The sequence below is a fragment of the Leptolyngbya sp. FACHB-1624 genome, assembly GCF_047649235.1.
Taxonomy (GTDB): Bacteria; Cyanobacteriota; Cyanobacteriia; order Leptolyngbyales; family Leptolyngbyaceae; genus Leptolyngbya; species Leptolyngbya boryana.
The window spans coordinates 1,459,595-1,485,798 of record NZ_CP180258.1; the positions used below are offsets into that span (position 1 = coordinate 1,459,595).

Below are 26,204 nucleotides of genomic sequence, written 5' to 3' on the forward strand. Positions count from 1 at the left end.
GATCGAACTTTATCTGCCATGAGTCTTACCCTCTACAACACCCTGACGCGCCGCAAAGAACCCTTCACGCCACTCAATCGGGATCAGGTGACAATGTACTGCTGCGGAGTGACGGTATACGATGACTGCCACTTAGGTCATGCTCGTTCTTACATTGGCTGGGATGTGGTGCGGCGATATTTACAGTGGCGAGGCTATTCTGTGCGCCATGTTCAGAACTTTACGGATATCGACGATAAGATTCTGAACCGCGCGAAAGCGGAAAAGCTTGCAATGAAAGACGTAGCAGATCGCTATATTGCTGCCTATTTTCGAGACATTCGACCGTTAAACATTCTCGATGCAGATGAGTATCCTCGTGTTACCGACCATATTCCAGAGATTCATCAACTGATTCAAGCATTAGAAGCCAAAGGATATGCTTACGCGATCGAGGGGGATATCTATTATGACGTGCGGCAGTTTGCAGACTACGGCAAACTGTCTGGACGATCGCTCAACCAAATGCAAGCAGGCGCAAGTAGACGAGTTGACCCTAACGATCCGGAGCGAAAAAAGCGTTATCCGGCGGACTTCGCTCTGTGGAAAGCAGCAAAATCTGATGAATCTGCATGGGATTCTCCTTGGGGAAAAGGACGACCTGGATGGCATATTGAATGCTCTGCGATGATTCGGGCGCGGTTAGGAGGCACGATCGATATTCATGGTGGTGGTGGCGATTTAGTCTTTCCGCACCACGAGAATGAAATTGCTCAATCGGAAGCTCTAACTGACCAGCCATTAGCTCGGTACTGGCTGCATAACGGCATGGTGACAGTAAACGGCGAGAAAATGTCGAAGTCGCTTGGCAATTTCACCACGATTCGAGATTTACTAGACGGCAAATGGTTGGAGTATCCGCATCCAATTGATCCGATGGCGATTCGATTGTTTGTGCTACAAGCGCATTATCGTAAGCCGCTCGATTTTACGCCAAACGCGATCGAGGCTGCCGAGAAGGGTTGGCAAACACTCAAAGAAGCATTATCTCTCGATCTTCAGTTGCTTAATCTATCCCCTCAGATTCTCAGTCAGCCTGATTCAGCATCAGTAGAGCAATTTCAAACAGCATTGGACGATGATCTCAACACAGCAACAGCCCTAGCGATGCTGTTTGAGTTAGCAAAGTTACTGAAGCGAGAGTTCTACTTGCGTTACTACTGTGAATCGCATAAACTATCCGACATTCAATTGTTTCAGCGATCTCAAGCCTTAATTCAACTGGCTCAAGTATTAGGTCTGGAAATTCAACAATCTCCAGCTAAATTCGTGATTGATGCAGATTGGATTGAAGCACGCCTTCAGCAGCGGCAACAAGCGCGTCAGGCTAAACAGTATGCAGAGAGCGATCGTATTCGGGATGAATTGCAATCAATGGGAATTACTATAATCGATCAACCTAGCGGACTGACTCGCTGGCATCAAACTTGATCTGGCTGCATCGTAGAGTCAGAGGATGCTTTCGAGGGGGTAGAAAAGCTCTCTGGCGATAAGCTGTAAATACACAAAAAACACAGCAGCAAGAGAGCCATCGCGAACTTGGTTGAAGAGTGGGGAGTGGGGAGCTCATTGATTGAGAATGCTATAACTTCTTGAATTGTGATTGAACTAATTGACCTTGGTTGCAGTGCCCTTGTACAAATATGCGGCAACTTTCGGGGCATTTTCTAAATACAATTCTTGTACTCTAACCTGCTCAAACTGATGTTCAATTAACTCTCGAATATTCCGATTGAAGTGACATCCTCCTGCAATTTTCTTCTGAATCGGTGTGAGTCGATTTTGCCAAACTTGCACATTCGGTTCACAACTCAAGCCATGTTCAACAAAAAAGAATTTTCCTCCTGGCTTCAGGACTCGATATATCTCTGCAAGCGCTTGAGCTACATCAGGAATGCTACAGAGCGTAAAAGTACTCACGACACTATCAAAAGAACAATCCGCCATTGGCAAGTTTTCACCACTGAGAACATGGTGTTCTACGGTAATGGGAGAAGCTGCAATCCGTTTTTGAGCGATCGTATGCACGCCAGCATTTGAGTCAACTGTTACGATTTTACGAACACTCTCGGGATAGTAAGGCAAGTTCAAACCCGTTCCAAATCCAATTTCTAAGATGTCTCCTGTCACACCTGCCAAAATTGCTCGGCGATGCTTTTCTATCGCAGATGCAGAGCAAGATAAATCGATGAGATAAGGCAGAATTCGTTGTTCATAAAAACTCATATAGCCGTCCTAAATTAGTTGAGGAGTGGGGAATGGGGGAACTTACTAGCTCTCTACTCCCTACTCTTTTTTTAGCATTTACAACTCAATCAGGATTGCTACAGTGATGTTACATGCTCGATCGACGAATCAATCAAGGCACATAAACGGGCATCGGCTCAATTCCTAACTCGGCTCGCCATTCTGCAACAGGTTTCTCCCAATGATCTTCCCATTTCTGTGCCAATAGTGGTTTCGCCTTTGCACCCATGCGATAGCCTGATGCGACTCGATCGAGCAATCGATCCAACTGTTCTGGTTGATTGAGCAATGTACTCACAAAAGCTGCCGCGATTAAAATTCCAGCGAGTGGACGACGAGTTTGTGCCAATTCAAACGCTTTTAACCCAATTTCGCCAGCTACATCCACACTCATCCCGGTGACCACATGCCAGATGTCATGGGTCTGCCGCAGTCGAAACAATAAGCAAGACGCATCATCCACAACGTCCATTTTGCGGTAGAACCCTGGATCAAATCCCGAGGATGAAATGTACTGTGCAAATGCATAGCCTAAAGAGTTTGGCGGATACGTCATCAGCTTGACTAACTCTGGCTCAGACGGCGAGTAACGCTCTTTGGCAAAAGCCGCAATTTCAGGGCGATTCAGCATGTAATTTAAAGAGGCTGCCATCGTTTGAGGATGAGATCGCAAGAGCGAATCCTCAATGTCATAAATCGAGTCTGTCTGTGTTGGATCGCGCAACACATTCACAACCGACTTTAAGGTATTTAAGTAATTTAAGTTTAAACGGCGTAATTCTTTGAAATGCATAACGCTCCTGATCAAAGGTCATGCCCACCATAATCGATGGCTTCTCAAACGTCCTCGATTATTTCGCTTTCTTTTTACCTTTTTTCGCTTTCTCATCCAATGCCCCTTCAATTTTGGCATTGAATCCATACACCTGCCGGGAGCCAACTAAAGGCACAAGCGTCACTTCGCGATCGTCTCCCGGTTCAAATCGTACGGCTGTCCCTGCCGGAATATCTAACCGCATTCCACGGGCGCGATCGCGATCAAATTCCAAAGCTGCATTCACTTCAAAAAAGTGAAAATGAGAGCCAACTTGAATCGGTCGATCGCCTTGATTTGCAACCTGTATTGTGACCGTTTCGCGTCCTGCATTCAGTTCGATCTCGCCTTCTTCAATCAACATTTCACCGGGAATCATCGCTTGCTCCTATCGAATCGGATGATGAACTGTAACTAATTTTGTACCATCTGGAAAAGTTGCTTCGACTTGCACTTCATGAATCATCTCTGCCACACCTTCCATCACCTCATCTTGGGTGAGAAGCGTTGTGCCATAGTTCATCAATTCGGCAACCGTTTGTCCATCTCTTGCGCCTTCCAAAATTGCCGCAGAAATCAACGCCACTGCTTCAGGATAGTTCAATTTCAAGCCTCTCGCCTTACGACGCTCGGCAACCAAAGCAGCCGTGAAAATCAAAAGCTTATCTTTTTCTTGCGGTGTGAGTTGCATCGTTTCTTTCTGTCAATTAAGCCAAACAAAGACAGTTTATCAATCGAATTGCTTTGACCAAATTCTGTAATCTTGTCTAAAGGAAGTTCAGCGCATTTCCAGCTGCCAAACTCTGGGAATACAGGCTGGACGCTGAAAATAAGACACCCGAATCAACTGCCAAACCGCCAGAAACCATCGGCGGGCTTCGTTGCTGGAATGTCCTCGATATCGGCACAGTAGCCCGATCGATAATCGCGTCACCCCGATCTCACCGGATGATCCCGCCCAGAGTTCTCTCGCTTTCTCGACTAATTCTGGTGTGACCACTTGCCCGACCCAAGCAAAACTTCCCACCACAGGACAACCCGCTAAGCCATGCGGACTCGCAAAATTTTCTTCGCTGCCAGGCATCCATTGACGATCGATCCAAATCGGCTTGCCCGCTTGCCAAACTTCAGTTCGCGATCGCCAATTGCCTTCAACAAATTTCTCACCCCGAGCACTGCGCCCAAATCGGGTAATCTCCCAGCCGAGCCAGTTTGCTCCCTGAGCTAAATTGATCTGCATCGTTTGCCGATAGATCGCTTGGTTAAACACGATCGAGTCAAGCGGCAACCATTCTAAGCACGCGCCTTCGGCAACATCAACCCGAATGACCTGATGAGCCTCGCGCCCATTGGTGCGGTAAATCTTACTGGCTGCCGGAGTTGTGATCAGTGCTTGACTACCTGATGCAAGGTGGAAGTCAAAGGTTAAACGATCTCCCCCGACGATGCCGCCTGCTGTGTGCATAATCACGCTATGACAAACCTCGTCGCCTTCTGGATAAAAAGGGCGCTGCACTTTTAGGGGAGCTTGCCCCTGGTTCCGAATCAGTTGAGTTTTCCCCTGGCGATATTCAAATCCCAATTGCAGGATGCCATGCCAATCGGTCGGGTTTAAATCAGGTTCAACGAGACGAGGATAATTCACGGAATAGAGCAGCTATTAAGGAGTTCATCCTTAGCTTTTCGTAAAATCGCCTCTTGTCTACAAATTCACCGAGTATTTTTACATTTGCCCCAAGAGTATGCGGTTTGGCACAGATGAATCTCTATCTCTTTTCAGATTTGATCGTTAGTGTAAAAATAAGCTGGCAACTTGTTACAAAAGGTAAAGTGAGGAGAAAAGCTTGTGCAATGGAATGTCTCTCAGTTAGCGCTACTGGCTCTCGGATCAAGTGCGATGATCGCAACGGTCGCTCAAGCCAATCCAACCAGTAACTTCACGGTCGTCGTGGGTGGCGTGCAAAATCAGCAGGGTAGAGTCTGTGTCAGCCTATTTGCCAATAGTCAGGGATTTCCGGATCGAGGAGATCGAGCTGTGCGAGCGCAATGTGTTGGGGTTGGAAAAGGACAGACTGCTGTGACCTTCCAGAATTTGCCGTTAGGAAATTATGGGGTCGCAGTGTTTCACGATCGCAATAGTAACGGAAAGCTCGATCGCAATTTTCTCGGCATTCCCAAAGAAGGATTTGGCTTCTCACGCAATCCAACGATTCGCACAGGTGCGCCGAAGTTTAGTGAAGTTGCTGTTTTTGTCGCAGGCACAAACAATACGGCGCAGGTGCAATTGCAGTATTTGCTAGGCGGCTAACCTTTAGAAGCGATGGATTGAGCAGGCATCTGTGTCAGCGTTGGCTTTTTGGTTTGCCGGAAGTGTTTGGGCAAGAAGTAACGCCAGTTGCCTGCTTTGGTTAAATAGCGTAGGACAACTCCCATGCATTGAACTCGTTCTGCTGGAGTCAGGTCTGCCTGAAAAACCGCTTGCATAAATCCGACTGAACCACGTTCCCAGATCGAACGTTTCCGATTGCCGCTGTGCCATTGTTGCCGCTCTTTTGCTGATTGCATACACGTCGATTGCTTGAGATGAAAGCGCCGAAAGAACAGCATTTCGGGAACGTGAACGAGCCGACCTTGTAGGCTCAGTTCTGCCAAGATGACGCGATCGCTGCCATAATTACTGCGCCGCAAATTCAGTTTTTTCAGCGCGCTCGAACGGATCAGACCAAAGATTTCATAAGACCAGAACGTTTTTAATACGATCGCCTCAAACCGTTCAGCCACTTCCCATGCATCGATCGGGCGAGGACTATCCGCTTTCGGAGGTTGCTCGTTGCCTGCCCAATCGATGCGTCCTGCTTCAGAAGTGCAGAGAACAACGGAGAGGTCACGGTCTAGAACTTCGACGCAGCGTTCTAAGAAAGTGGGTTTGCAGAGGTCATCATGTGCTGCCCATTTGAAGTATTTGCCGCGAGAGAGTTGAAAGACGCGATCGAAGTTTTCTGCGGCTCCAATGTTGTGATCGTTACGGTAGTAGCGAATTCGAGCATCTTTTGCCGCGTAGGTTTGGCAAATTTCTGCGGTGCGATCGCTCGAAGCGTTATCGCAGAGAACGATCTCAAAATTAGTATAAGTTTGTGCTAAGAGAGACTCTAAAGCTGCTTCTAAATAGTCTTCACCATTAAAAACAGGCAGCCCGATCGAAACGGTGGGTAGATTACTGTCCATATTGCTGGATTGTCAAAGAATTAAGTCTTAAATGCTGAGGCGATCGGTCAACGATACGGTGCTGACTCTATTGGAGGGTTGACTTAATTCTCTCGATTTTCCAAGCAATTTAGGTGAATTTACAGAGAACTTTGTGTAAACTCTGCTTGAATTATAGAAGCAAGCTAAATTAATGCACCCCCACAAGAACTTCCCGAGCCGGCAGTGCAACCAAAACAATGCCGATCTGTGATTACAGTCCGGTTTCTTAACCGGGCTAAATCAAACGATCGAATATGATTCGTCTCGCACTTGAGATCGAGCATCTGATTAAAATCGCAATCATAGAGATACCCGTCCCAGGAGATTGAGAGCGTGTTGCGACACATTAACCCATCGACGGTAGCTGGATTAAATGAATTGACCAATAACTCCATGTAGCCTTGAAGATTACCAGATGATTCTAACCATTCCAGAAATCGAGAAATCGGCATGTTGTTGAGTGTAATTAAGCGATCGAAGCTGACACCCTGATATTTCTTCAATCCAGCTTTCCATTCTTGTTCCAGTTTTGTTTGTCCACTCGCAAGAAAAGCTCCAACCGGATTGCTCATTAAAGTCAGTTGGCGATTTGGATCACCTGTTCCATATCCGACTGCATTTAATCGTTTCAGTGCCTCGATCGATTTTTCAAATGTGCCATCACCGCGTTGTGCATCGGTATTGCGTTGCCGATAGTGCGGCAGAGAACAGACGATTTCGACTCCTCGTTCTGCGAACCATTTGGGTAAGTTTTGCAGCGTTGGGAGCAGGAGAACAGTGAGATTACAGCGATCGATCACATGTTTTCCACGGGCGACACATTGATCGACGAGGTAGCGAAAGTTTGGATTCAGTTCAGGTGCGCCACCTGTGAGATCAACAGTGTGAGCAGAGGTTTGATCTAACGCCTGTAAGCAAAGATCGATAGTTTCGCGAGTCATGATCTCTTTGCGATCGGGACTGGCATCGACATGGCAATGGCGACAAGTCATATTACAGAGCTTGCCAACATTGATTTGAAAGATTTCTAGCTCGCTTGGGTGGAGCGATGCTCCTAATCGTTCTGCAAAGTTTGCATTGTTCAGAGGCAGGCTGTTTAAAAGCGTTTGCTGATACTTGGTGGAGGTAAGCGGCGATTGACGGTTCAGTAACGAAGACATAACTCAAGTAGATGGGCGTAATTCAACATTAGTTCGGCACATTCTTTCGCTTCGTTGCTCACCCGCCCCAGAATGAATTCGGGGCTAACGGTGCGAAGTCTGCTCTGGGACTAACAGCCAATGAAAACGGCTTCTTCAGTGGGTTTCAACCCACTTCGCACGGTTAGCCCAAACTTCTAGTTCAGGGCGAGACGCAAACGAGAGCGACGATCTTCCAATTCATTTCACCTCCCGACTTACATTGCGAGTTTGTTCACTTGATCCAACATTTGCAAACCGTGGATTAATGAAGCTCCGCCTCGAATTGCAGTCGCAACATGAACTGCTTCGGTCATTTGTTCTAGGTCTGCGCCTTGCTGTAAGCATTCTTTGGTGTAGGCATCAATGCAGTAGGGACATTGAACCGTGTGAGCAACTGCGATCGCGATTAACGCTTTTTCCCGCTTCGACAATGCACCTTCTTCAAAAACTGAATTGTAGTAGGCAAAAAACTTTTCTGCGAGTTCTGGATTGCCTTCGCCAATTTTGCCAAAATTTGGTAAGTGTTCAGGATTGTAATAGGTCTGCATTGCAACTCTCGGAAACGGATGAGCTAGGTGATAGACAACTTTTCTGTGCCAAGCGTAGGTTTTCACCCCTCGAACTTGGAGTTGCACATCACGTTGAGTGTTCTCATCATAATCAGAATAATCAGAGATTTGCAGGTTTGCATGTTATTGCATTCGATCGATGGTTCGATATTGTATCGCTTCTGCAACATGCTGGGTTTGTAGCTGCTCATCGCCTGCTAAATCTGCGATCGTTCTTGCCACTTTGAGAATGCGATCGCTGGCGCGAACCGATAAGCCTAAGCGTCGAATTGCATTTTCAAGCAGCGATCGCGTTGTCTCATCTAAACTGCACCACTGACGAAGATGCGCGCTTTGCATTTCAGCATTGCAGCGTAGAGAAGTGCCTTTGAAACGAACAGAAGCGCGATCGCGAGCCTGCTGAACTCTAGCGCGAACTGTTGCGGAATCTTCTCCAGTCGGTTGTTGGGTAATTTCTTCTGGCTTGAGACGATTGACCCCGACTTGTAAATCAATTCTGTCCATCAATGGACCAGATAACCTTGCCCAATATTGCTCTCTTGCTCTAGGCGAACAAGTACAAGCTTGCACCGTATCCGCATAAAATCCACAAGGACAAGGATTTGTACTCGCAACTAATGTAAACTGAGCCGGGAAGGAGACAGATTGACGAGTCCGAGAAATCGTGACATTGCCATCTTCAAGCGGCTGTCGTAAAAACTCTAAAACGTCTCGTCGAAATTCTGTCAATTCGTCCAAAAAGAGAATGCCTCTATGAGCTAATGAAATTTCGCCCGGACGAGGAAAACTCCCCCCACCGACTAAAGCTGTCCCTGAAGCTGAATGATGCGGACTCCGAAACGGTCGAACGCCGATCAAGGCTCCTTTATCTTTCAGCAAGCCTGCAACAGAGTGAATTTGTGTGACTTCTAAAGCTTCTTGAAATTGCAAAGGCGGCATAATTCCAGGAAGTCTACGAGCCAGCATGGTTTTGCCACTGCCAGGCGGTCCGACAAAAATTAAGTTATGTCCGCCCGCAGCAGCAATTTCTAAGGCACGACGAGCATGAGCTTGCCCTTTGACATCGCCGAGATCTGGAGCCGAGATCTGCCCCTGTGTCAGTTCCAATTCGCCATCAATGCGAGCTGGAATATAGCCGTTTGGATCATTGAGGAATGCGCCAACTTCAGAGAGATGCTTGAAACCATATACATTCAAATTTTGAACGACCGCAGCTTCGCGAACGTTATCCGCCGGAATAATCAAGTTCTTAATTCCAAGCTGTTGAGCCGCAGCTGCGATCGCCAAAACTCCTGCGACGGGTCTGAGACTTCCATCTAAAAGAACTTCCCCTAAGAACAATGAATCTTCGAGCAAGTCAAGCTTAATCTGTTGAGTCGCGGCTAAGATTCCAATGCTGATGGGAAGATCAAAACTGGGGCCTTCTTTCCTGAGATCGGCAGGCGATAAGTTGATGACGATGCGACGCATGGGGAAGGTAAATCCGGCGTTTTTGAGAGCGGTTCTCACCCGTTCTTTGGATTCTTGCACCGCCGCATCCGGAAGACCGACGACGACAATTGCAGGCAATCCTCCAGCTACATCAACTTCGACTCCAACCTTGACTGCATCAATGCCAATCAGTGATGCACTCCAAACTCTTGACAGCATGAACTTTTCCCGCAACTGTTGATCTTCAACATGCCCAAATGCCGAAGAGGATAACGGGGAAAGAAGGGTTAAGGCAGTAACGAGGTCGGTAAGCCGATCGCTTCAATCAAATTCGTCCAAGCCTGCTTCACCATCGGATGATGAGGCTGTTGTTGGTGGAGCATTGCCCATTCTGAGAAAGCGTCGTACCAGAAGCCCTTTCTTGCATACAGTTCGATGCGCTCAATGGGCAGAAGCCGGGAAATATCCTCAGACAGATTGCGATGTTGAATCCAGCCCCCGATGATTTGATCTTCAGTGCGATCGTCGATATTACAAATCACCGCGACTGTCCAATAGTAGTTTTTTCCTTGAACAAGTTTAGGCGCATCGCTCGGGAATGCTACACGAATTAAACCGGATTGATTGTGAATCGAGAGCGTCGTTTGATAAAGTCCGCGCTTTTTTTCATCGAAGAGGCTAAACTCAAGCGCGTGCGCTTCGTTGCGAGGAATATAAACGAAAAGCGTTGGCTGATCTGAACGAGTCAATCCGATTGTTTTACTAGGATTCAGGACCATCAGCCTTTGAGAGACTTTCGGGATGGATTTGAGGCAGGTTTGGGTTGGACGAGTTCCACCGCTTGTGGTTGCAGTAGGGGCAGGCGAACCTTCGGGTGGCTCGATTTGGGCGCGGAGTGGAGCTGCTAGTGAAATCAACAGACTTGCTAGTGGAATCGACAGATTTATAGCCAGAAAAAAAGTAGACTTGTTCATTGCATTCAATGCCGGGAGCTTATAGCAGACAATCTTTTTTACTACAGTTTTTTACTTGGTCGAGAAGGTACTAGACATTCATTACCGAATCTTTATATCCATCTTCCTACTAAAACAAAAGATGCCCAGTAGTAAGGATGACGAAACTCCGCTCTCTGTAGGAGTTTCAGTTGGGCTTGACGAACAGCTTCTGCTTTAGAGGGCTTCTCAGTGCTGAGGAAAGATTTATAGAATTCAATCATAAACGATGTCGTTGATGTATCGTTTACTGTCCATAAGCTTGCAAGGGTGCTGCTAGCGCCAGAACGAACTGCGACACCCGCAAGACCGATCGCAGAACGACGATCACCTTGAGCCGTTTGGCAGGCACTTAAAATGAGGAGATCAATAGATGTGGATTGTTCTAGCTCGCGATTGTTCAAGATAGTTCTCAGTTCTTCTAAGTTAATGCGACCATCCCAAGTTAAGAGAAAAGTATCGTCTGGATTGGAGCTAAATTGCCCATGAGTGGCAAGATGTACGATCGAGAAAGGAGAGTCTTCTGTGGTTGTCTTAAACGATCGAGTGGTAAAGGTTTCATTGAGTAGAACCTTTGAGGGTAGCATTGAGCGAATTTGCTCAACTTCTTGCTGAACGCCTGGCAGTGCATCTTCATCTTGCACAGGTTTGCTTAATCCTGCGATTAAAGCTTGCGTATTTTTCGGTTCTGGACTTGCAAAAAGCTGCAAACTTGGGGTCACTGCAATTCGATAGTCTTCGATGAGATAGCGTTGTCCGTTATGCAGGGCTGCCATCGGAATATTGCGGAGCGAGCCATCAAGTACAAACGCGATCGTTTTAATTTGAGCCTTCTCTAAGTCTGCCTGCGTAGGTTGAATGAGCCACGAATATAAGGTTTGAGCCAGTGGAAGCCGCTCTTGATCAAAAGATGTCGGACGCAGAGATTGCCGCATTTTGAAGATAATATCTTCGATTTCGGATTGCGATCGCATGGTGGCAAAGTGCTTCAGAGGTTGATTCGGGAGCGAAATAATAACTTCTAGTCGATTCGGAAGAATGATTGGATAGATGACGGCAGCCGTTGAATCAATCGATTCGATCGGCTGTGTTGAGGCATTTAAGCAAGCTTCTCGGAAGAAATTGTTAAGTTCTGCTAATTGTAAGGATTCAATGGCTTGACGAGCTTTTCTCAGGTTCTCGGGAGGCGTTTGCTCGACGAGAAGCAGATCGACGAATTCGCGGTAGACGGGTTCGATTTGTTCGCGAAATGAGAATTGAATCGATTGATCAATGGCGGCAATGTCTCGACGTAGAGTTTTGAGCGAATCGATTGCATCTGCATAAGCAATCTCAGCAGGTTGGACTTTGCCCTGTGCTTTGAGAATTCTGCCGAGTTGCCACTGCCATTGGTACGCAATTTCTGGAATGTTTAACTGTTTTGCTAATCTTAAAGCTTGCTCAGTCAGTTGAGCGGCTTCTGACCATTGTTTCGATTGTTCATATAAGTGTGCTAAAGTTCCGAGCGCATAAGATTCAACTCGTTTGTTTTTAAGCTGTCTGGCATCTTGAATGGTCGCAGCTAGTAGCTGTGCTGAATTCAGTGTTTCTGATGCGATCGAGGCAAGCTCAATCTTTTCATAGAGGGTTTGCTGAGTGGCAGGGAGGGCTGTAAGTTGAGTTTGCAATGTTTTGATGATAGTTGCGGCTTCAGTTGCGCGATCGAGCTTTTGGAGAACTCTAACTTGTTGAAGTTGTGCTGCATGTTGTAAGTCACCTTCGTAAGTAGTAGCTTGCTGCAGTAAGTTCAGTGCAAGTTCAAATTGTTGTTGTGCGATCGCAGTATTGCCCAATTGTAAAAGCGCTGCTTGAATGTCAGAATTTGCCTGAACCTTCTGAGCAATCTCTAAACTTTTCTTTAAAGCTTGTTGAGAGCCTGCAAAGTCTCCGATCAGTCGTAGATTCTTGCCAAATGTTAGAAATTGATTGGCTTTTAGGGTGGAATCAGGTTGCTGAGTGGACGTTAAGCGTTCTAAAAGCTGTTGAGCACGACGGTAGAATCCTAAAGCTTCAAGTGCTTTAGCCTGATTGAGTTGAGAACCGAGAATTCCGGTCTGATCTTTGCGATCGCGATAAGCTTGTTCCGCTTTTTGCCAGCTTTCCAAGGCGAGTTCAGGTTGTCCCTGCTCAAATTGTTGTCGTCCTGTTTCATTCAAAGATTGAGCTGTCGCGAGTTGTGCGAATCCTGGATATTGCAACATCAGTGCTAGAAAACAACTCAGGCACAGAATTAAAACATACTGTTTTTTCACTTCGATTCTCCTGCCGAGCAGTAGTCTATCGTTGTTTGAGGATAAGGAGCAGCAGCAACCAGTGCGATCGTGCCATCGGATTGCCGAATCCATCGTGTGGCTTCAGCGATCGCAGTCGGTTCAATTTGGTCTTTAATTGTCTTTCCACCACGTTCATCTACCCAGAGTGGAGTCGATTGCACGACTTCACTGATTGGAGGCTCTAATCCGCCTCTTTCGGTCATCACAAATTGATTATTTTTGGCGAGTCTTCCACAAGCTGGAGCGATCCGAGCAGAGCTATCAATTGTGGTAACAGGGAGTTCAGTCGTTACTTTTGGCTCAGTGCCAAAGGTTGTTAAGGTGACTGTCCCGTCTAGAATTTTAGAACTCGAACTCGCAGTAATGTCACTTTTCGAGGTTAAAGATCGACTTTGCTGGAAGCCAAAAATGCCTTGAGCCGTAATGTTGATATTTCCACCTCGACCGCGCTCCGCAGTTGCAGTAATGTTACTATTTTCAGATGGGACTGCAAGGAGCAGTCCAGAATTGATAGTGATATTGCCGCCATTTGAGCGATTTGCATCGGTTTGAATGTTGCTGCCGCGACGTAAGAGAATGAGTCGCGATCGCAGATTCACATTCCCACCCCCTGCATCTCCAGTTCTGGCATTGATACTAGCTGCACGATCGAGGTAAATGCGATTCGCAACGATTCTAAGGTTTCCAGCCTTCCCAGTTCCGCTGTTTTCCACAGTGATTGTGCCACCCTCTCGGAGCAGTAACTCTTGGACATTGAGATTCAGATCTCCAGCATCCGCAAAGACGATAGGATTGGATGGAAAAGTCGCAGAGTTGCCGGTGGAGGCTTCAATTCGGCTGACACTATCATTTTTGCGTCCTGAAACCTCCACTCGCTTGGCATTGATCGTCAGATTACCGACTCGACCCAATCCGGCTGAACCTGCCGAGATCGCAGTTCCATCTAAAACTCGTACAACAGGAGCTTGAATGAAAAGATTACCGCCCGGGCTGGTTGTTGCTGTTCCAGTTCCCAAGTAGCTTGTCGTCTGAGTTCCATTCGCTAAAACTTCAGAGATCCCCGATAGCTCGATCGATTCCATTGCGAAAATAGTGAGATTTCCACCTTGCCCACCTATCTGCGAAATTAACCGTTGACCTGAGGTTCCACTTGAACCAGTACTAATTCCAGCACCATCCGTAAGGGCTAACCGTCCAGTTTCAATCGTGATATTACCCGCTCGTCCTCGCTCTCCACCCAAAGCATTTGATGCGATCACAGTCTGATTAATGCTTCCTTTTGGAGTCTCTGCTAGAACTAAGGCATCTCTTATTTTCAAAGTAATGTTTCCTGAGTTGCCTTGCCCAAAGGTGCTAGTTGTGATGGCTGACCCTTCTCGAAGTGTTAAGAGATCGGCTTGAATATTGAGATCTCCTGCTGCACCTGTACTGTCACGAAACGCCGAGTTTAAGATTGTTCCATTGACAATCCTAATTTCTCTTGCTTGTAGATTGATCATTCCACCCTGTCCAGATTGTGTGGTTGCAGTGCCCATTCCGATGCCATTCTCTAGCTGGATCTGATCCGCAGCCATCGAGATGTTACCGCCTTGACCTGTGCCAAACGTCGCATTCGCTATCGCGATCAGTGGACTATTCACATCAAGAGTTCCAGTCTGGAGGATAGCCGCAAGTTCTTTCTGATAGAAGAGCGGACTGATTCCTCTTAAGACTAAGGAATCAGCAACATTGATATCAATGTCTCCTCCTTTTCCCGATCCGGTTGTGGTTGCATCAATTCGAGTGCCATCTTGCGCTTGTAACTGCTGCGATCGAATCGAAATTCCTTGTCCTGTTTGATCGCCAACCGTCAAAGACAAAATTCGAGCATTGCTGAGTAAGACGTTTCCTGCATCAATTTCAACGCGTCCTCCACCTAGTCCACTGGTATCAAGTTGTGCTTGATTCAAGATTTCAAGATTGCCGTCTTGGAAATTCCTAGGCTCAGACAAACTCACATATTCGGGACGGCTGACAGTTTTTAGCGAAATTTTTCCAGAATTTGCAGTGAGACTTCCCCCATCTACTCGCACATCTCCACCAAACAAGGCTAAAGTTTGTCCGGGTGGAACAAGCAGCCGCGAACCGATTTGATCGATACTGCCTGGACGATCGCCAAACTGTAAGCCAATGGGAGTACTAATCGTTAAGAGTGGCGGAGCTTTAGGGTTTTTGGCACTAAACTCACTGCCATCTGAAAACTTTACGCTATCCGCAGTACTGGCATAGAATGAACCATTCATGCCAAGTTGAGCATTTTGACCAAACGTAATGCCGTTGGGATTGATCAAGAAGAAATTTGCAGTTCCGTTGACCGCTAGTAAGCCATCCATGGTCGATCGCTCAGTTCCCGTCACACGAGTCACAATATTCTGAATTCCGGCTGTGGGCAAAAACTGAGCGGCTCCCCCTGTCAGAATTGAAAACGTTTGAAAACTATGAAACAGCGTTGCTCCTGAAGCAGTGCCGCCTGTGATGATGTTTTGATTGACGATCGAAGGCTGCGGCAACGTCCCATCTGGAACAATCTGAGCGAGTAACTTTTGAGGCGTTACAAGCGAGCAGCATAATACACATAGAGAACACCGTATCTGTTTCATGGAGCCGAATAAACACGAGCAGGAATCAAGCAGGGAGACAGAATCGGACGATTTGCCGATTCTGAGACTAACATGATCTCTCCATCCGCTCGCTTCACCCATCCGGATGCTTCTGTAATTTCAGGCACAGAGTCTTGAACCGGATGGGGTGTTTTCTGACTTTGTCGATCGTCGATCCAGAGTGGAGTCGATCGCACCGCTTCATTCACATTGGGTTCTAAGCCACTTCGCTGTGTGACGACAAACTGACTAGTGGTTGCGACCTTTGCACAAGTTGGAGCAATTTGAGTCGAACGATCGACCATGCCATTCGGCAAATTACTTCTAATCGTAGGTTCCTGTGCAAAAGTTGTGAGCTTGACTGTGCCATCTAGCCCAAGTCCAGAACTCGCATTGACATCACTGAAATCAGAGGTACTTCCTAGCTGAAAACCAAAAATTCCTTGAGTGTTGATAGTGATATTGCCACCCCGACCTGCCTGTGCGTCTGCTGTAATGTCACTATTTTCTAATGGAATTGCCAACAGAATTTTGGTTTGAAGATCAATGTTGCCACCATCTGAATCTCCTGCATTGGTTTGAATCTGGCTGCCGTTTCTCAGCACAATATTTTGTGCCTGAATTCCGATATTGCCTTTGCTGCCTGCGCGAGTTGTGGCGCTGATTCGACTGTTGTTGAGTTCGATCGTATCTGCCTGCACATCAATTGATCCAGTTGCCCCTTTTCCAAAACTTGAGACACTAATTTGTCCAAGATTGCTCAGTGATAGTTTGGACGTGCGAAGTCTAATATTTCCAGCCGAATTGGTGTTCGTGAAAGGCTCACCTCCTTCAGCATTCGTATTAATTCCAATCACACGATTGAGATTTCCCGCAATTTGGATGGATTCAGAGGCATTAATCGTAATGTTTCCGCCTTTGCCGAAAGTCAAACTTGAAGCCTCGATCAAGCTTTGATCGAAAATCAGGAGCCGACGAGTCTTGATATAAATGTCTCCTGCCTGGGCTGTCCCAAATGTCAGCGTCGAGATTGAACTATTCGGACTTTGAGGTAGACCGACTCCTGATAAGCGAATTTCATCCGATGCATTGAGAATGATGTTCCCCCCTTTTCCAGAACTGACCAAAACGCTGCCTCCAAGATTCACGCCACTTTCGCTGACGATCGAGGCTCCATTCTCAATTTGGATCTGTCGAGCATTGATCGTTAAGTTGCCTGCGTTCCCGCTTCCTGCCAGAGTAGACGTGACAATATTGGATGCAACGACCCCTTGAGGAAATGCGCCACTGACCTTGACTGTATCGGCAGTAATCGTTAGATTTCCGCTATTTCCTGCCCCGATCGTCCCGGACGTAATAATTCCAGTGTTACTCACGTTCAAGCGCCCGGTTTGAATTTGGACATCTCCAGACTTTCCATCTCCACTGGCGAGCGTTCCGAGTGCAGAACTGATAACCTCGATCGTATCTGCCCCTCGAACCGATAAATTTCCCCCTGCGCCTGATGCTTGTGTGAGATCGACGATTGCAGATCCTTCTTTCAGGCTCAATTTTGGAGTTGAGATTGTCAGGTTGCCTGCTCGCCCAGATCCAGAGGTTCCTGTCAAAATCGAACTTTCTACAGTGCGCGGATCGAGATTGCCAAGGAGATAATTGCCTAAAAGGTTCTGCTCAAAAGCTTCATAGCCTGTACCAGTGAGCGCGATCGCATCTTTGGCTCGAATCGATAAATTCCCCCCACTTCCAGAGCCAACCGTAAAGGCTCGAACGAAAGCACGATCTTGCAGGCTAAATTGATTGGACTGAATCTCCATGTCTCGACCGTCGATCGCACCAATCGTATCCGAGACAATCGTGGCTTGATCGCGCAATGTGACTTGATTACCTCGAATCTGAACAGATCCACCACCCAAACCGCTGGCATCGATCGCACTCGCTCCTGATAGCTCAATATTGCCAAACTGTTCGATGTTCGTTTCTCCAAGTCCTGTTGTTAGCAGTTGCAGCGTGCCTGATTGCATCGCACTGACCAAGAAAATCGTGCCACTCGGACTGTTTAAGCTCGCATTGTCGAGCCGAATCTCTCCGCCTGCGAGTCCGAGTATTTTTCCAGGAGGAAGCGAGAGGTTAGCTTGATGGACAATGTTTCCTGGACGAGCGCCAAACTGTAAGCCGATAGGCGTGCTAATCGTGAGAATTGGAGGAGCTTGAGGGTTTCTGGCACTGTATTCGCTGCCATTGGAGAAAGTCCAGCTATCGGCGGTACTGGCAATCAGAGAGCCATTGATTGCCAAGCGAGCATTCTGCCCGAAGGTGATGCCATTGGGATTGAGAAAGAAGAGATTAGCGGTGCCATTGACTGAGAGCGTGCCATCAATGAGCGATCGCTGATTGCCTGTGACGCGCAAAATAATGTTTTGAACTTGAGCATCGGGGAGAAACTGAGCTTGGCTATCTGTTGGAATTGAGAACTCTTTAAAGCTGTGAAAGAGGGCTGTTCCAGAGCGTGTTCCACCTTGAATCGTATTGTTGTTCACGATCGAAGGTTGAGACAGTGTTGCATCAGGAACAATCTGAGCGAGTAATGTTTGAGAGCCTGAAAGTAAGGGTAGAAATGAACAGAATGAGACTGGAAAGCCGAGTATCTTTTTCATGAGCCATGAGCAGCACGAGATGGCAAGAGGCAAGATGCTAGAATCTGACGATGAGTAGATTCAGAAACTAACATGATCTCTCCATCGGTTCGCTTCACCCATCCGGTTGCTTCTATCATTTCTGGCATAGATTTTTGTAAGCTAAGTGAGTGAGTGCTCGCTCTTTCATCCATCCAAATCGGAGTTGATTGCACAACTTCACTCACAGGCGGTTCTAATCCTCCTCTGGCTGTAATCACAAACTGACCTGTTTTAGCTAAGCTCGTGCAGGTTTGGGAGATCTGATCTGACGAGATAATCTGAGTCCCTGGAAGATCAGTGCTCACGTTGGGTTCTGTGCCAAATGTCGTCAGTGTTACGGTTCCATCCAACCCAATTCTTGAGCTAGCAGTAATATCGCTGTTAGAGGTCAGAGATCGACTCTGCTGCAAGCCAAAGATGCCTTGAGCCGTGATAGTGATATTACCACCACGACCGCCTTCAGCAGTTGCAGTAATGTTACTCTCTTCGGTCGGCACTGCGAGTAAAAGTCCCGTATTGATGGTGATATTGCCGCCATTGGAGAGATTTGCATCGGTTTGAATGTTGCTTCCGCGACGTAAGAGAATGAGGTGCGATCGCAGATTCACGTTTCCGCCTCCCGCAGTCCCAGTTCTGGCATCGATACTTGAGCCATTATTGACGAAGATCCGATCGGCATTAATATTCAGATTGCCAGCTTCGCCAGAACCAATATTTTCTACGGTGACAGTTGCACCATCTCGAATCGATAGTTCCCGCACGTTGAGATTTAAATCCCCAGCATCGGAAGTTGCTTTGGGATTGATGATTGAAGAAAAAGAAAGTTTGCCAGTAGACGCTTGAATTCGGCTGGGTAAGTCTCCTTTGCGTCCTAACACTTCGATCCGGGCGGCATTAATGGTCAAAGTACCTGCTTGACCAAATCCCAGTGACCCTACCGAAATGTTCGCTCCATCTCGGACTCGCAAAATAGGAGTTTGAATAAAAAGGTTGCCGCTCTGACTACTTGTGCCAGTATCAGTTGAAAGGTAGCTAGAAGTTTGAGTGCCATTTGCTAAGACTTCAGAAATCCCGGATACATCAATCAATTCGGTTGCTGAAATCTCCAAATCTCCAGCTTTTCCACCGGTTGGTGAGATTAAAACTGTACCCGATGCTCCACCGGAACCAGCGCTAATTCCAGCTCCGTCAGAAACTAAGAGCCTGCCCGTCTTAATGCTGATATTGCCTGCTTGTGCTTGATTCTCTCCAAAAGCATTTGATCCGATCGTAGTCTGAATCACGCTGCCTTTTGGAGTGTCTGCTAGGGTAATTGTATCTTTCACATTCAGATCAATCTTGCCAGAATTACCCCGACCAAACGTACTAGTCGTAATCGCTGCACCTTCTCGAACAGTTAAGCGATCGGCTTGAATATTAATATTGCCTGCTGCTCCTGTACTGCCTCGAAATGCTGAGGTTACGACTGATCCACTTGCAATACTGACATCTTTTGCCTGTAAATTGACTGCTCCAACTTGTCCGGCTTGTAGCGTGGTTCCACCAATTCCAATGCCATTCTCAAACTGAATTTGATTCGCAACAATTGAAATATTTCCCGCTTGACCTTGACCAAAAGTACTGTTTGTAATGGCAATTGTTGGACTATTCAGATCTAGCACTCCAGTCTGAATGAGACTCGCTACGTCTCTTTGATAAAGTGCAGAATCAATTCCTCGTAGTCTAAAAGACTCAGTTGCAGAAATATCAATATTGCCACCTTTTCCCGATCCAGTTGTGATAGCTGCGATTTGTGCGCCATCTTGGAGTCGGAACTGATTGGATCGGATCGAAATTCCTTGCCCATCTTGATCGCCAACCGTAAGAGAGACAATTCGAGCATTCCTCAGGACGACGTTACCTGCATCAATTTCAATGCGTCCCCCACCCAGCCCACTGGCATCAAGTTGTGCTTGATGCGAAATTTCAAGATTTCCCAGTCGTAAGTTACTCGGTTCAGACAAACTCACGTATTCGGGACGGTCTACAGTCTTTAGCGAAATTTTTCCAGAATTTGCGATGAGACTCCCCCCATTCACCAGCACATCTCCACCCAGTAAAGCTAAAGTTTGCCCTGGTGGCACGAGCAATTGCGAACCCGTTTGCTCAATGCTAGCTGGACGAGTCCCAAACTGTAAGCCAATGGGAGCACTAATCGTGAGGAGTGGAGCTTGAGGCGATTTTGCACTAAATTCACTGCCATCTGAAAATTTCACGCTCTGTGCAGTACTGGCAAAGACTAAACCACTATGCACTGAAAGTACATAGGTTCCTTCAGGGCTGAAAGCCCAAGTTAACTCATTCCAGCAAGAAATTGTCGTTGTCCTGATTTGATGGATTTCGATGATGTTCCAGATACTCTTGCACTAACTCCTCCGTTAAGTTCCCGGTACTCCAAGCTCCGTACCCAATCGCCCAAAAATGCTTCCCCCAATACCGCTTCTCCAATTCTGGGTATTCCTGCTGTAGCAATCGTGACGTGCGACCCTTGATCCGCCTCACGAGATCACTAATAGATTTTGAGGGTGGATACTCAATGTGCATATGCACATGATCCTTACTCACCACACCCTTGAGGATCTTGACATCTTCAGCATCACAAATCTGGATAATTAGTTCTCGACACCGTTTCTGAATCTCGCCTTTGAGAACTGGATATCGATACTTTGTCACCCAGACTAGATGCACTGTCAATCGGGTTACCGTATGGCTACCTCGGCGTTGGTCACTCATGATAGTTTTTCTCTCAAACCTATCACGTTCGCCTATTTCAGCCATCGGGAGGTGTGTAGCAACTAAAGTCTCCCACTGAAGTGGGTAGTTTCGACTAGCGTGCTGGGACAATGAACCATTGATGCCAAGTTGAGCATTTTGACCGAAAGTAATGCCATTCGGATTGATTAAGAAAAAGTTGGCTCTCCCGTTGACTGCGAGGATGCCATCAATCCGCGATCGCTGATTGCCTGTGACGCGAGTAATGATGTTGCGAATGTCTGGATCTGGAACAAAGAGAATTGATCCCTTGACAGAAAAATCTTGAAAGCTGTGAAAAAGGTTTGTGCCTGATTTCGTTCCGCCTGTGACTAAGGTATCTGTGACGAGCGAATTTTGCGGCAAGGTACGATCGGGAATAACCTGGGCAAAAGATCGCTGTGCTGTTGAAGCAAAGGCTAACGGATACAAGCCACCTAGGGCAATGACGAGAAAAGATTTAGGAGATTCAGAACTTAAACAGGTCAGGAACTCGGATATGAAAAGCATCGGACAGATAAGGGCGACATTTATCACGATCGCACACTAACGAGTTTTTTGCTCGATTAGCGTTGCGATCGTCACCCGTATCTTAGAACGATTTAATCAGGAAAATTAAGGACACTCTAGCGATTCGCGAGTACTGATTCCCGTTTTTGAATTCACACCACTGGCAGTCTTACAAAGTTCGACCACTTGCGGACGATCGAGCACTGCAAAGCTAAAATCTGCGCCCGTGATCTTCGCACCCTTCAATACCGAACCAATCATCATGGCAGAAGTCAGAACAGTATCTGTCAGATCTGCACCAGACAGGTCTGTAATGTAAGCAATGCCATCGCTAAAATCTGCTCCACTCCAGTTTGAATTTCTCAAATCTGAACCGCTAAATACCGCACCCCTGAGATCAGCGTTGCTAAAATTACTATTCGGCAATCGCACCGCAGCAAACTCAGCCCGAATTAAATTTTGTCCCGAATAGTCCTTTGTTGTTGCTGCAACATCATCGATCGCGCGAGTTGCATTAGAACTCGCAGCATGAGCCATTCCAGGCATTCCAATCATCACGAGGACGGCAAGACACAGTCCAAAAAACACGCGCAGAGTTTGCATACGATCGCTCAATATCCCAACAGCTTTACATTTCGTAATTCTATCAGGCATTCTCCTCCTTAAGGTTTTCTCTGATTAACTCTGATGGCAGATGGGTAAATTCGAGGCAAATTGATACCTTCTACTCATGGGCTAAAAACTTTTAAGAGGCACTGAATTATGAATCTGATTGCGTGGATTATTTTAGGTCTGATTGCAGGAGCGATCGCGAAAGCAATTTATCCGGGTAGTCAAGGCGGCGGCATTCTCGGAACAATCATCCTAGGCATCATTGGTGCCTTTTTCGGAGGAAGTCTCTATACTTTCCTAACTACGGGCGCGCTGAATTTGACCGCAGCATCCCTCAGTATTGGTGGAATTTTGATTGCAGTCTTAGGCGCAATTGTGGCAATTTTCCTGTGGGGACTCTTAACCCGTCGCGCAGCGTAACTGCATGGCTTCAAGATCGATAAAAGCGCTTTCCAACTGAATTGCCGGAAAGCGCTTTTACTCAACGATGCAAAGGTGCGATGTATTCGGTTTTAGATTTACTCTCCCTTCGGTTTCGCTTTATTGACTCGAAGCTGCCGACCCATCCACTCTGCCCCGTCTAAGTCAGTAATTGCGGCATCTTCTTGCGCGTCTTGTTCCATTTCCACAAATGCGAAGCCTCGCATCCGTCCAGTTTCGCGATCGGTAGGCAGGACGACCCGCTTTACCGTGCCATATTCGGCAAAGACCGACTTCAGGTCGTCTACGGTCGCTTGGTATGAAAGATTTCCAACGTAAATGGTCATGAGAATGTCCGAAACGAAGAGCAAAACTGGATTCTATGAACTGTTGAGCCGGAAGCACTGCGTCCTAGGGCAATTTGCACACGAGCTGATAAATTCTCCAGCTCATTCAGGTCATTGCAGTGTTCATTTTCAAATTCGTCAAGAACCCAATCTGATCATCCCTCTTTTTGAACCATTATTTTTGTTCTTCACACTACATCTTGATAGAAAATTACAACTTAAATCGATTAATTTTTTTGGAATTCAACTTAATCAAGTCTGATGATCGCGTTAAGAGCCTTGGATTATTTGTCTTCTGAGCGTAATCCTTTCGTAATTCGTGACAGATCAACTTTCTCATCGACTGCAATCCGAGTCGGTGAACCGCTAATAATTCGCTCGAAATTGCGGAACGAGTCCTTAATTTCTGGACCTTGAGCACTAATGGTGTATTCGCGAATTCCCTTATCATGCCAAGATCCCCGCATCTTAAACACGTTCAAGGCACGCGACATTTCGCCCCGGATCTCGACGTATTGCAGCATGATGATCGTGTCGGTGATCGTGGAAATATGCGAATCGGTGATCGAATGCGATCCCATAAACTGATCGGTCGTATTCGTGAAGAATCCGGTAATCTCTTCTTGTTTCGCAAATCCGGTCACGCCAATCACAAACTGTCGGAACGCATTGTTACTTACGCCTCGCGCCAGGGCAGAAAGCGAGTCGATCGCAATTCTGGACGGCTTAAATTCCGAAATTTCCGATTTAATAATCTGCAAGTGATCTTCTAAGCCTGCTGACTCAGGATACGCACAAATAATTTTTAACAATCCTTGTTGTTCGAGTTCTTCAAAGTCGATGCCCCACGAGTAGGCGTTTCGTGACAATTGCGCCCGCGATTCTTCGTAGGCAAACAAGATTGCGCGATCGCCTCTTTGACACGCTTCCTGCAAAAATTTGCTAACCAGCAGCGTTTTTCCGGTTCCGGTTGCGCCCGTTGCCAGAATAATCGAATCTTTGAAGAATCCACCGCCACACATTTCGTCTAGGGTGGTGACTCCCGACGAGACGCGCACATTCGACGATCGCTGAGTCAGGCGCATCGCACCTAGCGGGAAGATATTGACCCCTTGATTCGTGATCGTGAAAGGGTATTCCCCTTTCATGTGAGTTGTCCCGCGAAGTTTGAGAATCTCGATCGTTCTTCTGCGCCGCTCTCCTTCGAGGACGTTGCGCACAATCACGACATTATCTGAGACAAATTCTTCCACACCAAAGCGTGCGACCGGACCATATTCCTCAACGCGCTCGGTGGTCATAATCGTGGTTGCCCCGACTTGCTTTAACCGGGCGACGAGGCGAAAAATTTCTCGCCGCACTACCGAAGCAGCATCGTATTGCTGAAACACTGCCGTCACCGAGTCGATCGACACCCGCCGCGCTTTGTATTTCCGAATCGCGTACTGAATTCGTTCAATTAAAGCTGAAAGATCAAAATTTCCGACGACATCCTGACCTTCAGGATCAGGAGACGCATCGAGAATAAACAGTTTTCCTTCATCTACAAATCGTTGTAGATCCCATCCAAAGCTATAGGCGTTTTTGATAATGTCAGCTGGGGATTCTTCAAAGGTGACAAACACACCTGCTTCGTCAAATTGAGTGATTCCGTTATAGAGAAATTGTACTGCGAGTAGCGTTTTGCCTGTTCCAGAAGTGCCACTGACGAGGGTTGTGCGACCAACGGGCAGTCCTCCGTGACTAATATCGTCGAAGCCTTCGATCAGCGTACGAATTTTTCGCACGCTAGAAAGATCAGCGGGATTACGCGGTTCGGTTTGATTAATCGAAGTCATAGGGTTAGGGTCAGACAAATGGAGCAAGCTCCTAATTATCAGAGGATCTCAAAGGGTTAGATTATGCTGTTTCACTTATTTACCACAAAACTCGTAAATAAGCCGTTCAATTCCAGAGTTATTGCGAATCAAGCTCTTCTTCTCGCAGTTCTTCGTAAAGCAAGTCCAACCCGATCAAGACTTTTTCTCGATCGGACAAATCGCCAATAATTTTGCGCACAGGCGGTGGCAGAATTTTCGCCAAGGTTGGAGTCGCGAGAATTTTGTCTTCTTCCGCGAGTTGCGGGTTTTTTAAAACATCAATGACTTTCAGCGCATAGACTCCTTGAAACTCCTTTTCGAGAATGTTATTTAACGTCTTTAATGCCCGAACTGAATTCGGTGTATTCCCAGCGACGTATAGTTTTAAGACGTAGGTCTTCTTTAAAGGACTCATAGTTCGATCGATCTCGATTCACTCTAGATTACGACTAGCATTACAGTCAAAATCCGCATTCTAAGTTAAGATTCTCGCGGAATAGAACGCCGATACATCTCACACAAATGTGCGATCGTATCAATCAGCGTCAGTCGATAATCCAGCAAAACTTCTTCATTTCGCCCTTCTAATTTTAGCTGTTTGGCAAATTCATCCATGAGTTCCATGTGGATTTCCACAATTTGGGCGACTGAGACATCTGCGAAAAAAGCAGCATTCACGAAATTGTCAATGCGATGATTGAGAGCCGTCTCGTCTGTGAAATAGCTCAAAATAATCGCACGATATTCCAGCCGCAGCGCCTCGATCAATTCATGCTGCTCTTGAGGCGGAAGATTTCTCAGATAAGACTGAGGATTGCGTTTGTAATAGACCCCCAAATATCCAAGTCGCTCATGCAGTTTTTCAGTCAGCCGTCGCTGTTGCAGCATGAGAAAATTCTGGGTCGTCAGATCTCGTGTCGGATCCGGCGGAGCCGTTTCGCGCGGAATTTGACAAGATGGCGAGAGATTGAGAAATCCTTCGATCGCGTTCGCGATCAGATTGTCAACCTGTTCGAGGTCAGCTAGAGTCGCCCAAACTTCGCCTGTGTGATACAAAAATGTGAAATCCGGTGGACGAGTGGTGTGGGGTTCAGATTCGACTAAAATCGCAGGCAATAATGTAGCTTGGCTGTGAAGCCATTCAATAATTGCAGGCAGTTCAGAACTATCTTGCAAAATTAGGCAATCGAGCTGCTGTTTGTGCTGCTGAATGAGCTGAAAAAAGTCCTGGGTCGATTCGACCACCGTCATTGCATAGCGCTCGTGGCTAGCCAGAATTTGCTCCAGTGATTGCGGCAACGCTGGAGAGTTGAGATATACGCCAATCGAAAGTTGAGGACGCACGATCGAGGAAACTAGGGCTATCAAGGGCAAATTTTAGAAGGAATGGTTAGCGCTTGTTATCTGATCGTTCTATTGTGACACTCCGAGCCAGGACTTACCTGGAATAAAAGGAAAGTGCCATCAAACTCTCGAATTTGCATTGATATAGATTTACAGACTTGGCGAACTGTTAACTAT

The 26,204-nt window shown here is 46.8% G+C and carries 23 protein-coding genes and 2 pseudogenes; 4 read left to right on the forward strand and 21 right to left on the reverse strand.

What is annotated here, in order from left to right:
* Positions 1 to 18: 18 nt before the first annotated feature.
* Complete coding sequence (cysS, locus tag ACMUEV_RS06730) at positions 19 to 1,470, forward strand: cysteine--tRNA ligase (protein WP_415354749.1); 1,452 nt, start codon at positions 19 to 21, stop codon at positions 1,468 to 1,470.
* Between the two features lie 177 nt (positions 1,471 to 1,647).
* On the opposite strand, the gene ACMUEV_RS06735 is transcribed toward cysS, so the two are convergent.
* The 5 genes from ACMUEV_RS06735 to ACMUEV_RS06755 form a co-directional block, all read right to left on the reverse strand.
* Positions 1,648 to 2,265 carry a class I SAM-dependent methyltransferase gene (locus ACMUEV_RS06735; protein ID WP_190648647.1) on the reverse strand — a complete coding sequence of 206 codons (618 nt, stop codon included), beginning with the start codon at positions 2,263 to 2,265 and terminating at the stop codon, positions 1,648 to 1,650.
* Between the two features lie 133 nt (positions 2,266 to 2,398).
* Positions 2,399 to 3,079, reverse strand: a complete 681-nt coding sequence (locus ACMUEV_RS06740) for a Coq4 family protein (protein WP_190648650.1) — start codon at positions 3,077 to 3,079, stop codon at positions 2,399 to 2,401.
* 58 nt (positions 3,080 to 3,137) lie between these two features.
* Entirely contained in the window at positions 3,138 to 3,479 is a 342-nt protein-coding gene (locus ACMUEV_RS06745; protein ID WP_017289905.1) for an urease subunit beta, read from the reverse strand.
* Between the two features lie 9 nt (positions 3,480 to 3,488).
* Positions 3,489 to 3,791, reverse strand: coding sequence for an urease subunit gamma (gene ureA / locus ACMUEV_RS06750; protein WP_017289904.1), 303 nt, complete (start codon positions 3,789 to 3,791; stop codon positions 3,489 to 3,491).
* A gap of 87 nt (positions 3,792 to 3,878) precedes the next feature.
* A complete protein-coding gene (locus tag ACMUEV_RS06755; protein ID WP_190648653.1) occupies positions 3,879 to 4,745 on the reverse strand; it encodes an urease accessory protein UreD in 867 nt (288 codons plus the stop codon).
* A gap of 201 nt (positions 4,746 to 4,946) precedes the next feature.
* Here ACMUEV_RS06755 and ACMUEV_RS06760 point away from each other — a divergent pair, with 201 nt between their 5' ends.
* Positions 4,947 to 5,408, forward strand: a complete 462-nt coding sequence (locus ACMUEV_RS06760) for a DUF2141 domain-containing protein (RefSeq protein WP_017289902.1) — start codon at positions 4,947 to 4,949, stop codon at positions 5,406 to 5,408.
* Here ACMUEV_RS06760 and ACMUEV_RS06765 read toward each other — a convergent pair.
* The 8 genes from ACMUEV_RS06765 to ACMUEV_RS06800 all read right to left on the reverse strand — a co-directional run bounded on the left by ACMUEV_RS06765 (position 5,405) and on the right by ACMUEV_RS06800 (position 18,124).
* The gene (locus ACMUEV_RS06765; RefSeq protein WP_190648657.1) at positions 5,405 to 6,325 is read right to left on the reverse strand and encodes a glycosyltransferase family 2 protein; all 921 of its coding nucleotides are present in this window, start codon (positions 6,323 to 6,325) and stop codon (positions 5,405 to 5,407) included. The two genes, ACMUEV_RS06760 and ACMUEV_RS06765, sit on opposite strands and share 4 nt — an antisense overlap.
* A gap of 164 nt (positions 6,326 to 6,489) precedes the next feature.
* Complete coding sequence (arsS, locus tag ACMUEV_RS06770; protein ID WP_190648659.1) at positions 6,490 to 7,506, reverse strand: arsenosugar biosynthesis radical SAM (seleno)protein ArsS; 1,017 nt, start codon at positions 7,504 to 7,506, stop codon at positions 6,490 to 6,492.
* A 236-nt stretch (positions 7,507 to 7,742) separates the two neighbouring features.
* Positions 7,743 to 8,162: an arsenosugar biosynthesis-associated peroxidase-like protein gene (locus ACMUEV_RS06775; protein WP_017289899.1), complete on the reverse strand. Its 420-nt coding sequence runs from the start codon at positions 8,160 to 8,162 to the stop codon at positions 7,743 to 7,745.
* 57 nt (positions 8,163 to 8,219) lie between these two features.
* Positions 8,220 to 9,746, reverse strand: a complete 1,527-nt coding sequence (locus tag ACMUEV_RS06780) for a YifB family Mg chelatase-like AAA ATPase (RefSeq protein WP_190648662.1) — start codon at positions 9,744 to 9,746, stop codon at positions 8,220 to 8,222.
* 68 nt (positions 9,747 to 9,814) lie between these two features.
* The gene (locus ACMUEV_RS06785; protein ID WP_190648665.1) at positions 9,815 to 10,501 is read right to left on the reverse strand and encodes a DUF928 domain-containing protein; all 687 of its coding nucleotides are present in this window, start codon (positions 10,499 to 10,501) and stop codon (positions 9,815 to 9,817) included.
* Positions 10,502 to 10,593: 92 nt separating this feature from the next.
* Positions 10,594 to 12,810 carry a CHAT domain-containing protein gene (locus ACMUEV_RS06790; RefSeq protein WP_190648668.1) on the reverse strand — a complete coding sequence of 739 codons (2,217 nt, stop codon included), beginning with the start codon at positions 12,808 to 12,810 and terminating at the stop codon, positions 10,594 to 10,596.
* A complete protein-coding gene (locus ACMUEV_RS06795; RefSeq protein ID WP_190648671.1) occupies positions 12,807 to 15,470 on the reverse strand; it encodes a filamentous hemagglutinin N-terminal domain-containing protein in 2,664 nt (887 codons plus the stop codon). Before ACMUEV_RS06795 ends, ACMUEV_RS06790 begins: the two co-directional genes overlap by 4 nt.
* Entirely contained in the window at positions 15,467 to 18,124 is a 2,658-nt protein-coding gene (locus tag ACMUEV_RS06800; protein WP_190648674.1) for a filamentous hemagglutinin N-terminal domain-containing protein, read from the reverse strand. The genes ACMUEV_RS06795 and ACMUEV_RS06800 overlap by 4 nt, the downstream gene beginning before the upstream one ends.
* A gap of 1,823 nt (positions 18,125 to 19,947) precedes the next feature.
* On the opposite strand from ACMUEV_RS06800, the gene ACMUEV_RS06805 reads away from it, so the two are divergent.
* Positions 19,948 to 20,130, forward strand: a complete 183-nt coding sequence (locus ACMUEV_RS06805; RefSeq protein WP_415354784.1) for a hypothetical protein — start codon at positions 19,948 to 19,950, stop codon at positions 20,128 to 20,130.
* An 18-nt stretch (positions 20,131 to 20,148) separates the two neighbouring features.
* Here ACMUEV_RS06805 and ACMUEV_RS06810 read toward each other — a convergent pair.
* From ACMUEV_RS06810 to ACMUEV_RS06825, 4 genes and pseudogenes are all read right to left on the reverse strand, one after another.
* A pseudogene (locus ACMUEV_RS06810) lies at positions 20,149 to 20,439 on the reverse strand (hypothetical protein); the annotation flags it as partial.
* A gap of 43 nt (positions 20,440 to 20,482) precedes the next feature.
* Complete coding sequence (tnpA, locus tag ACMUEV_RS06815; protein WP_017291904.1) at positions 20,483 to 20,917, reverse strand: IS200/IS605 family transposase; 435 nt, start codon at positions 20,915 to 20,917, stop codon at positions 20,483 to 20,485.
* Positions 20,918 to 21,037: 120 nt separating this feature from the next.
* Positions 21,038 to 21,445, reverse strand: a pseudogene (locus ACMUEV_RS06820) (filamentous hemagglutinin N-terminal domain-containing protein); the annotation flags it as partial.
* A gap of 105 nt (positions 21,446 to 21,550) precedes the next feature.
* Positions 21,551 to 22,099: a pentapeptide repeat-containing protein gene (locus ACMUEV_RS06825; RefSeq protein ID WP_242044688.1), complete on the reverse strand. Its 549-nt coding sequence runs from the start codon at positions 22,097 to 22,099 to the stop codon at positions 21,551 to 21,553.
* Positions 22,100 to 22,207: 108 nt separating this feature from the next.
* On the opposite strand from ACMUEV_RS06825, the gene ACMUEV_RS06830 reads away from it, so the two are divergent.
* Positions 22,208 to 22,477, forward strand: coding sequence for a GlsB/YeaQ/YmgE family stress response membrane protein (locus ACMUEV_RS06830; RefSeq protein WP_190652827.1), 270 nt, complete (start codon positions 22,208 to 22,210; stop codon positions 22,475 to 22,477).
* 98 nt (positions 22,478 to 22,575) lie between these two features.
* Here ACMUEV_RS06830 and ACMUEV_RS06835 read toward each other — a convergent pair whose 3' ends face one another.
* From ACMUEV_RS06835 to ACMUEV_RS06850, 4 genes are all read right to left on the reverse strand, one after another.
* Positions 22,576 to 22,824: an RNA recognition motif domain-containing protein gene (locus tag ACMUEV_RS06835; protein WP_017289889.1), complete on the reverse strand. Its 249-nt coding sequence runs from the start codon at positions 22,822 to 22,824 to the stop codon at positions 22,576 to 22,578.
* Between the two features lie 284 nt (positions 22,825 to 23,108).
* Positions 23,109 to 24,662: a circadian clock protein KaiC gene (gene kaiC / locus ACMUEV_RS06840; protein ID WP_190652826.1), complete on the reverse strand. Its 1,554-nt coding sequence runs from the start codon at positions 24,660 to 24,662 to the stop codon at positions 23,109 to 23,111.
* A 118-nt stretch (positions 24,663 to 24,780) separates the two neighbouring features.
* A complete protein-coding gene (kaiB, locus tag ACMUEV_RS06845; protein ID WP_017289886.1) occupies positions 24,781 to 25,098 on the reverse strand; it encodes a circadian clock protein KaiB in 318 nt (105 codons plus the stop codon).
* A gap of 65 nt (positions 25,099 to 25,163) precedes the next feature.
* On the reverse strand, positions 25,164 to 26,051 hold the full coding sequence (locus ACMUEV_RS06850; protein ID WP_199329664.1) for a circadian clock protein KaiA: 888 nt from the start codon (positions 26,049 to 26,051) through the stop codon (positions 25,164 to 25,166).
* Positions 26,052 to 26,204: the final 153 nt, after the last annotated feature.

Bases quoted from the DNA above. Each gene is read 5' to 3' on its own strand.
- cysS (WP_415354749.1), top strand. From the start codon at position 19: ATGAGTCTTACCCTCTACAACACCCTGACGCGCCGCAAAGAACCCTTC.
- ACMUEV_RS06735 (WP_190648647.1), bottom strand. From the start codon at position 2,265: ATGAGTTTTTATGAACAACGAATTCTGCCTTATCTCATCGATTTATCT.
- ACMUEV_RS06740 (WP_190648650.1), bottom strand. From the start codon at position 3,079: ATGCATTTCAAAGAATTACGCCGTTTAAACTTAAATTACTTAAATACC.
- ACMUEV_RS06745 (WP_017289905.1), bottom strand. From the start codon at position 3,479: ATGATTCCCGGTGAAATGTTGATTGAAGAAGGCGAGATCGAACTGAAT.
- ureA (WP_017289904.1), bottom strand. From the start codon at position 3,791: ATGCAACTCACACCGCAAGAAAAAGATAAGCTTTTGATTTTCACGGCT.
- ACMUEV_RS06765 (WP_190648657.1), bottom strand. From the start codon at position 6,325: ATGGACAGTAATCTACCCACCGTTTCGATCGGGCTGCCTGTTTTTAAT.
- arsS (WP_190648659.1), bottom strand. From the start codon at position 7,506: ATGTCTTCGTTACTGAACCGTCAATCGCCGCTTACCTCCACCAAGTAT.
- ACMUEV_RS06780 (WP_190648662.1), bottom strand. From the start codon at position 9,746: ATGCTGTCAAGAGTTTGGAGTGCATCACTGATTGGCATTGATGCAGTC.
- ACMUEV_RS06785 (WP_190648665.1), bottom strand. From the start codon at position 10,501: ATGAACAAGTCTACTTTTTTTCTGGCTATAAATCTGTCGATTCCACTA.
- ACMUEV_RS06795 (WP_190648671.1), bottom strand. From the start codon at position 15,470: ATGAAACAGATACGGTGTTCTCTATGTGTATTATGCTGCTCGCTTGTA.
- ACMUEV_RS06800 (WP_190648674.1), bottom strand. From the start codon at position 18,124: ATGAAAAAGATACTCGGCTTTCCAGTCTCATTCTGTTCATTTCTACCC.
- tnpA (WP_017291904.1), bottom strand. From the start codon at position 20,917: ATGAGTGACCAACGCCGAGGTAGCCATACGGTAACCCGATTGACAGTG.
- ACMUEV_RS06825 (WP_242044688.1), bottom strand. From the start codon at position 22,099: ATGCCTGATAGAATTACGAAATGTAAAGCTGTTGGGATATTGAGCGAT.
- ACMUEV_RS06830 (WP_190652827.1), top strand. From the start codon at position 22,208: ATGAATCTGATTGCGTGGATTATTTTAGGTCTGATTGCAGGAGCGATC.
- ACMUEV_RS06835 (WP_017289889.1), bottom strand. From the start codon at position 22,824: ATGACCATTTACGTTGGAAATCTTTCATACCAAGCGACCGTAGACGAC.
- kaiC (WP_190652826.1), bottom strand. From the start codon at position 24,662: ATGACTTCGATTAATCAAACCGAACCGCGTAATCCCGCTGATCTTTCT.
- kaiB (WP_017289886.1), bottom strand. From the start codon at position 25,098: ATGAGTCCTTTAAAGAAGACCTACGTCTTAAAACTATACGTCGCTGGG.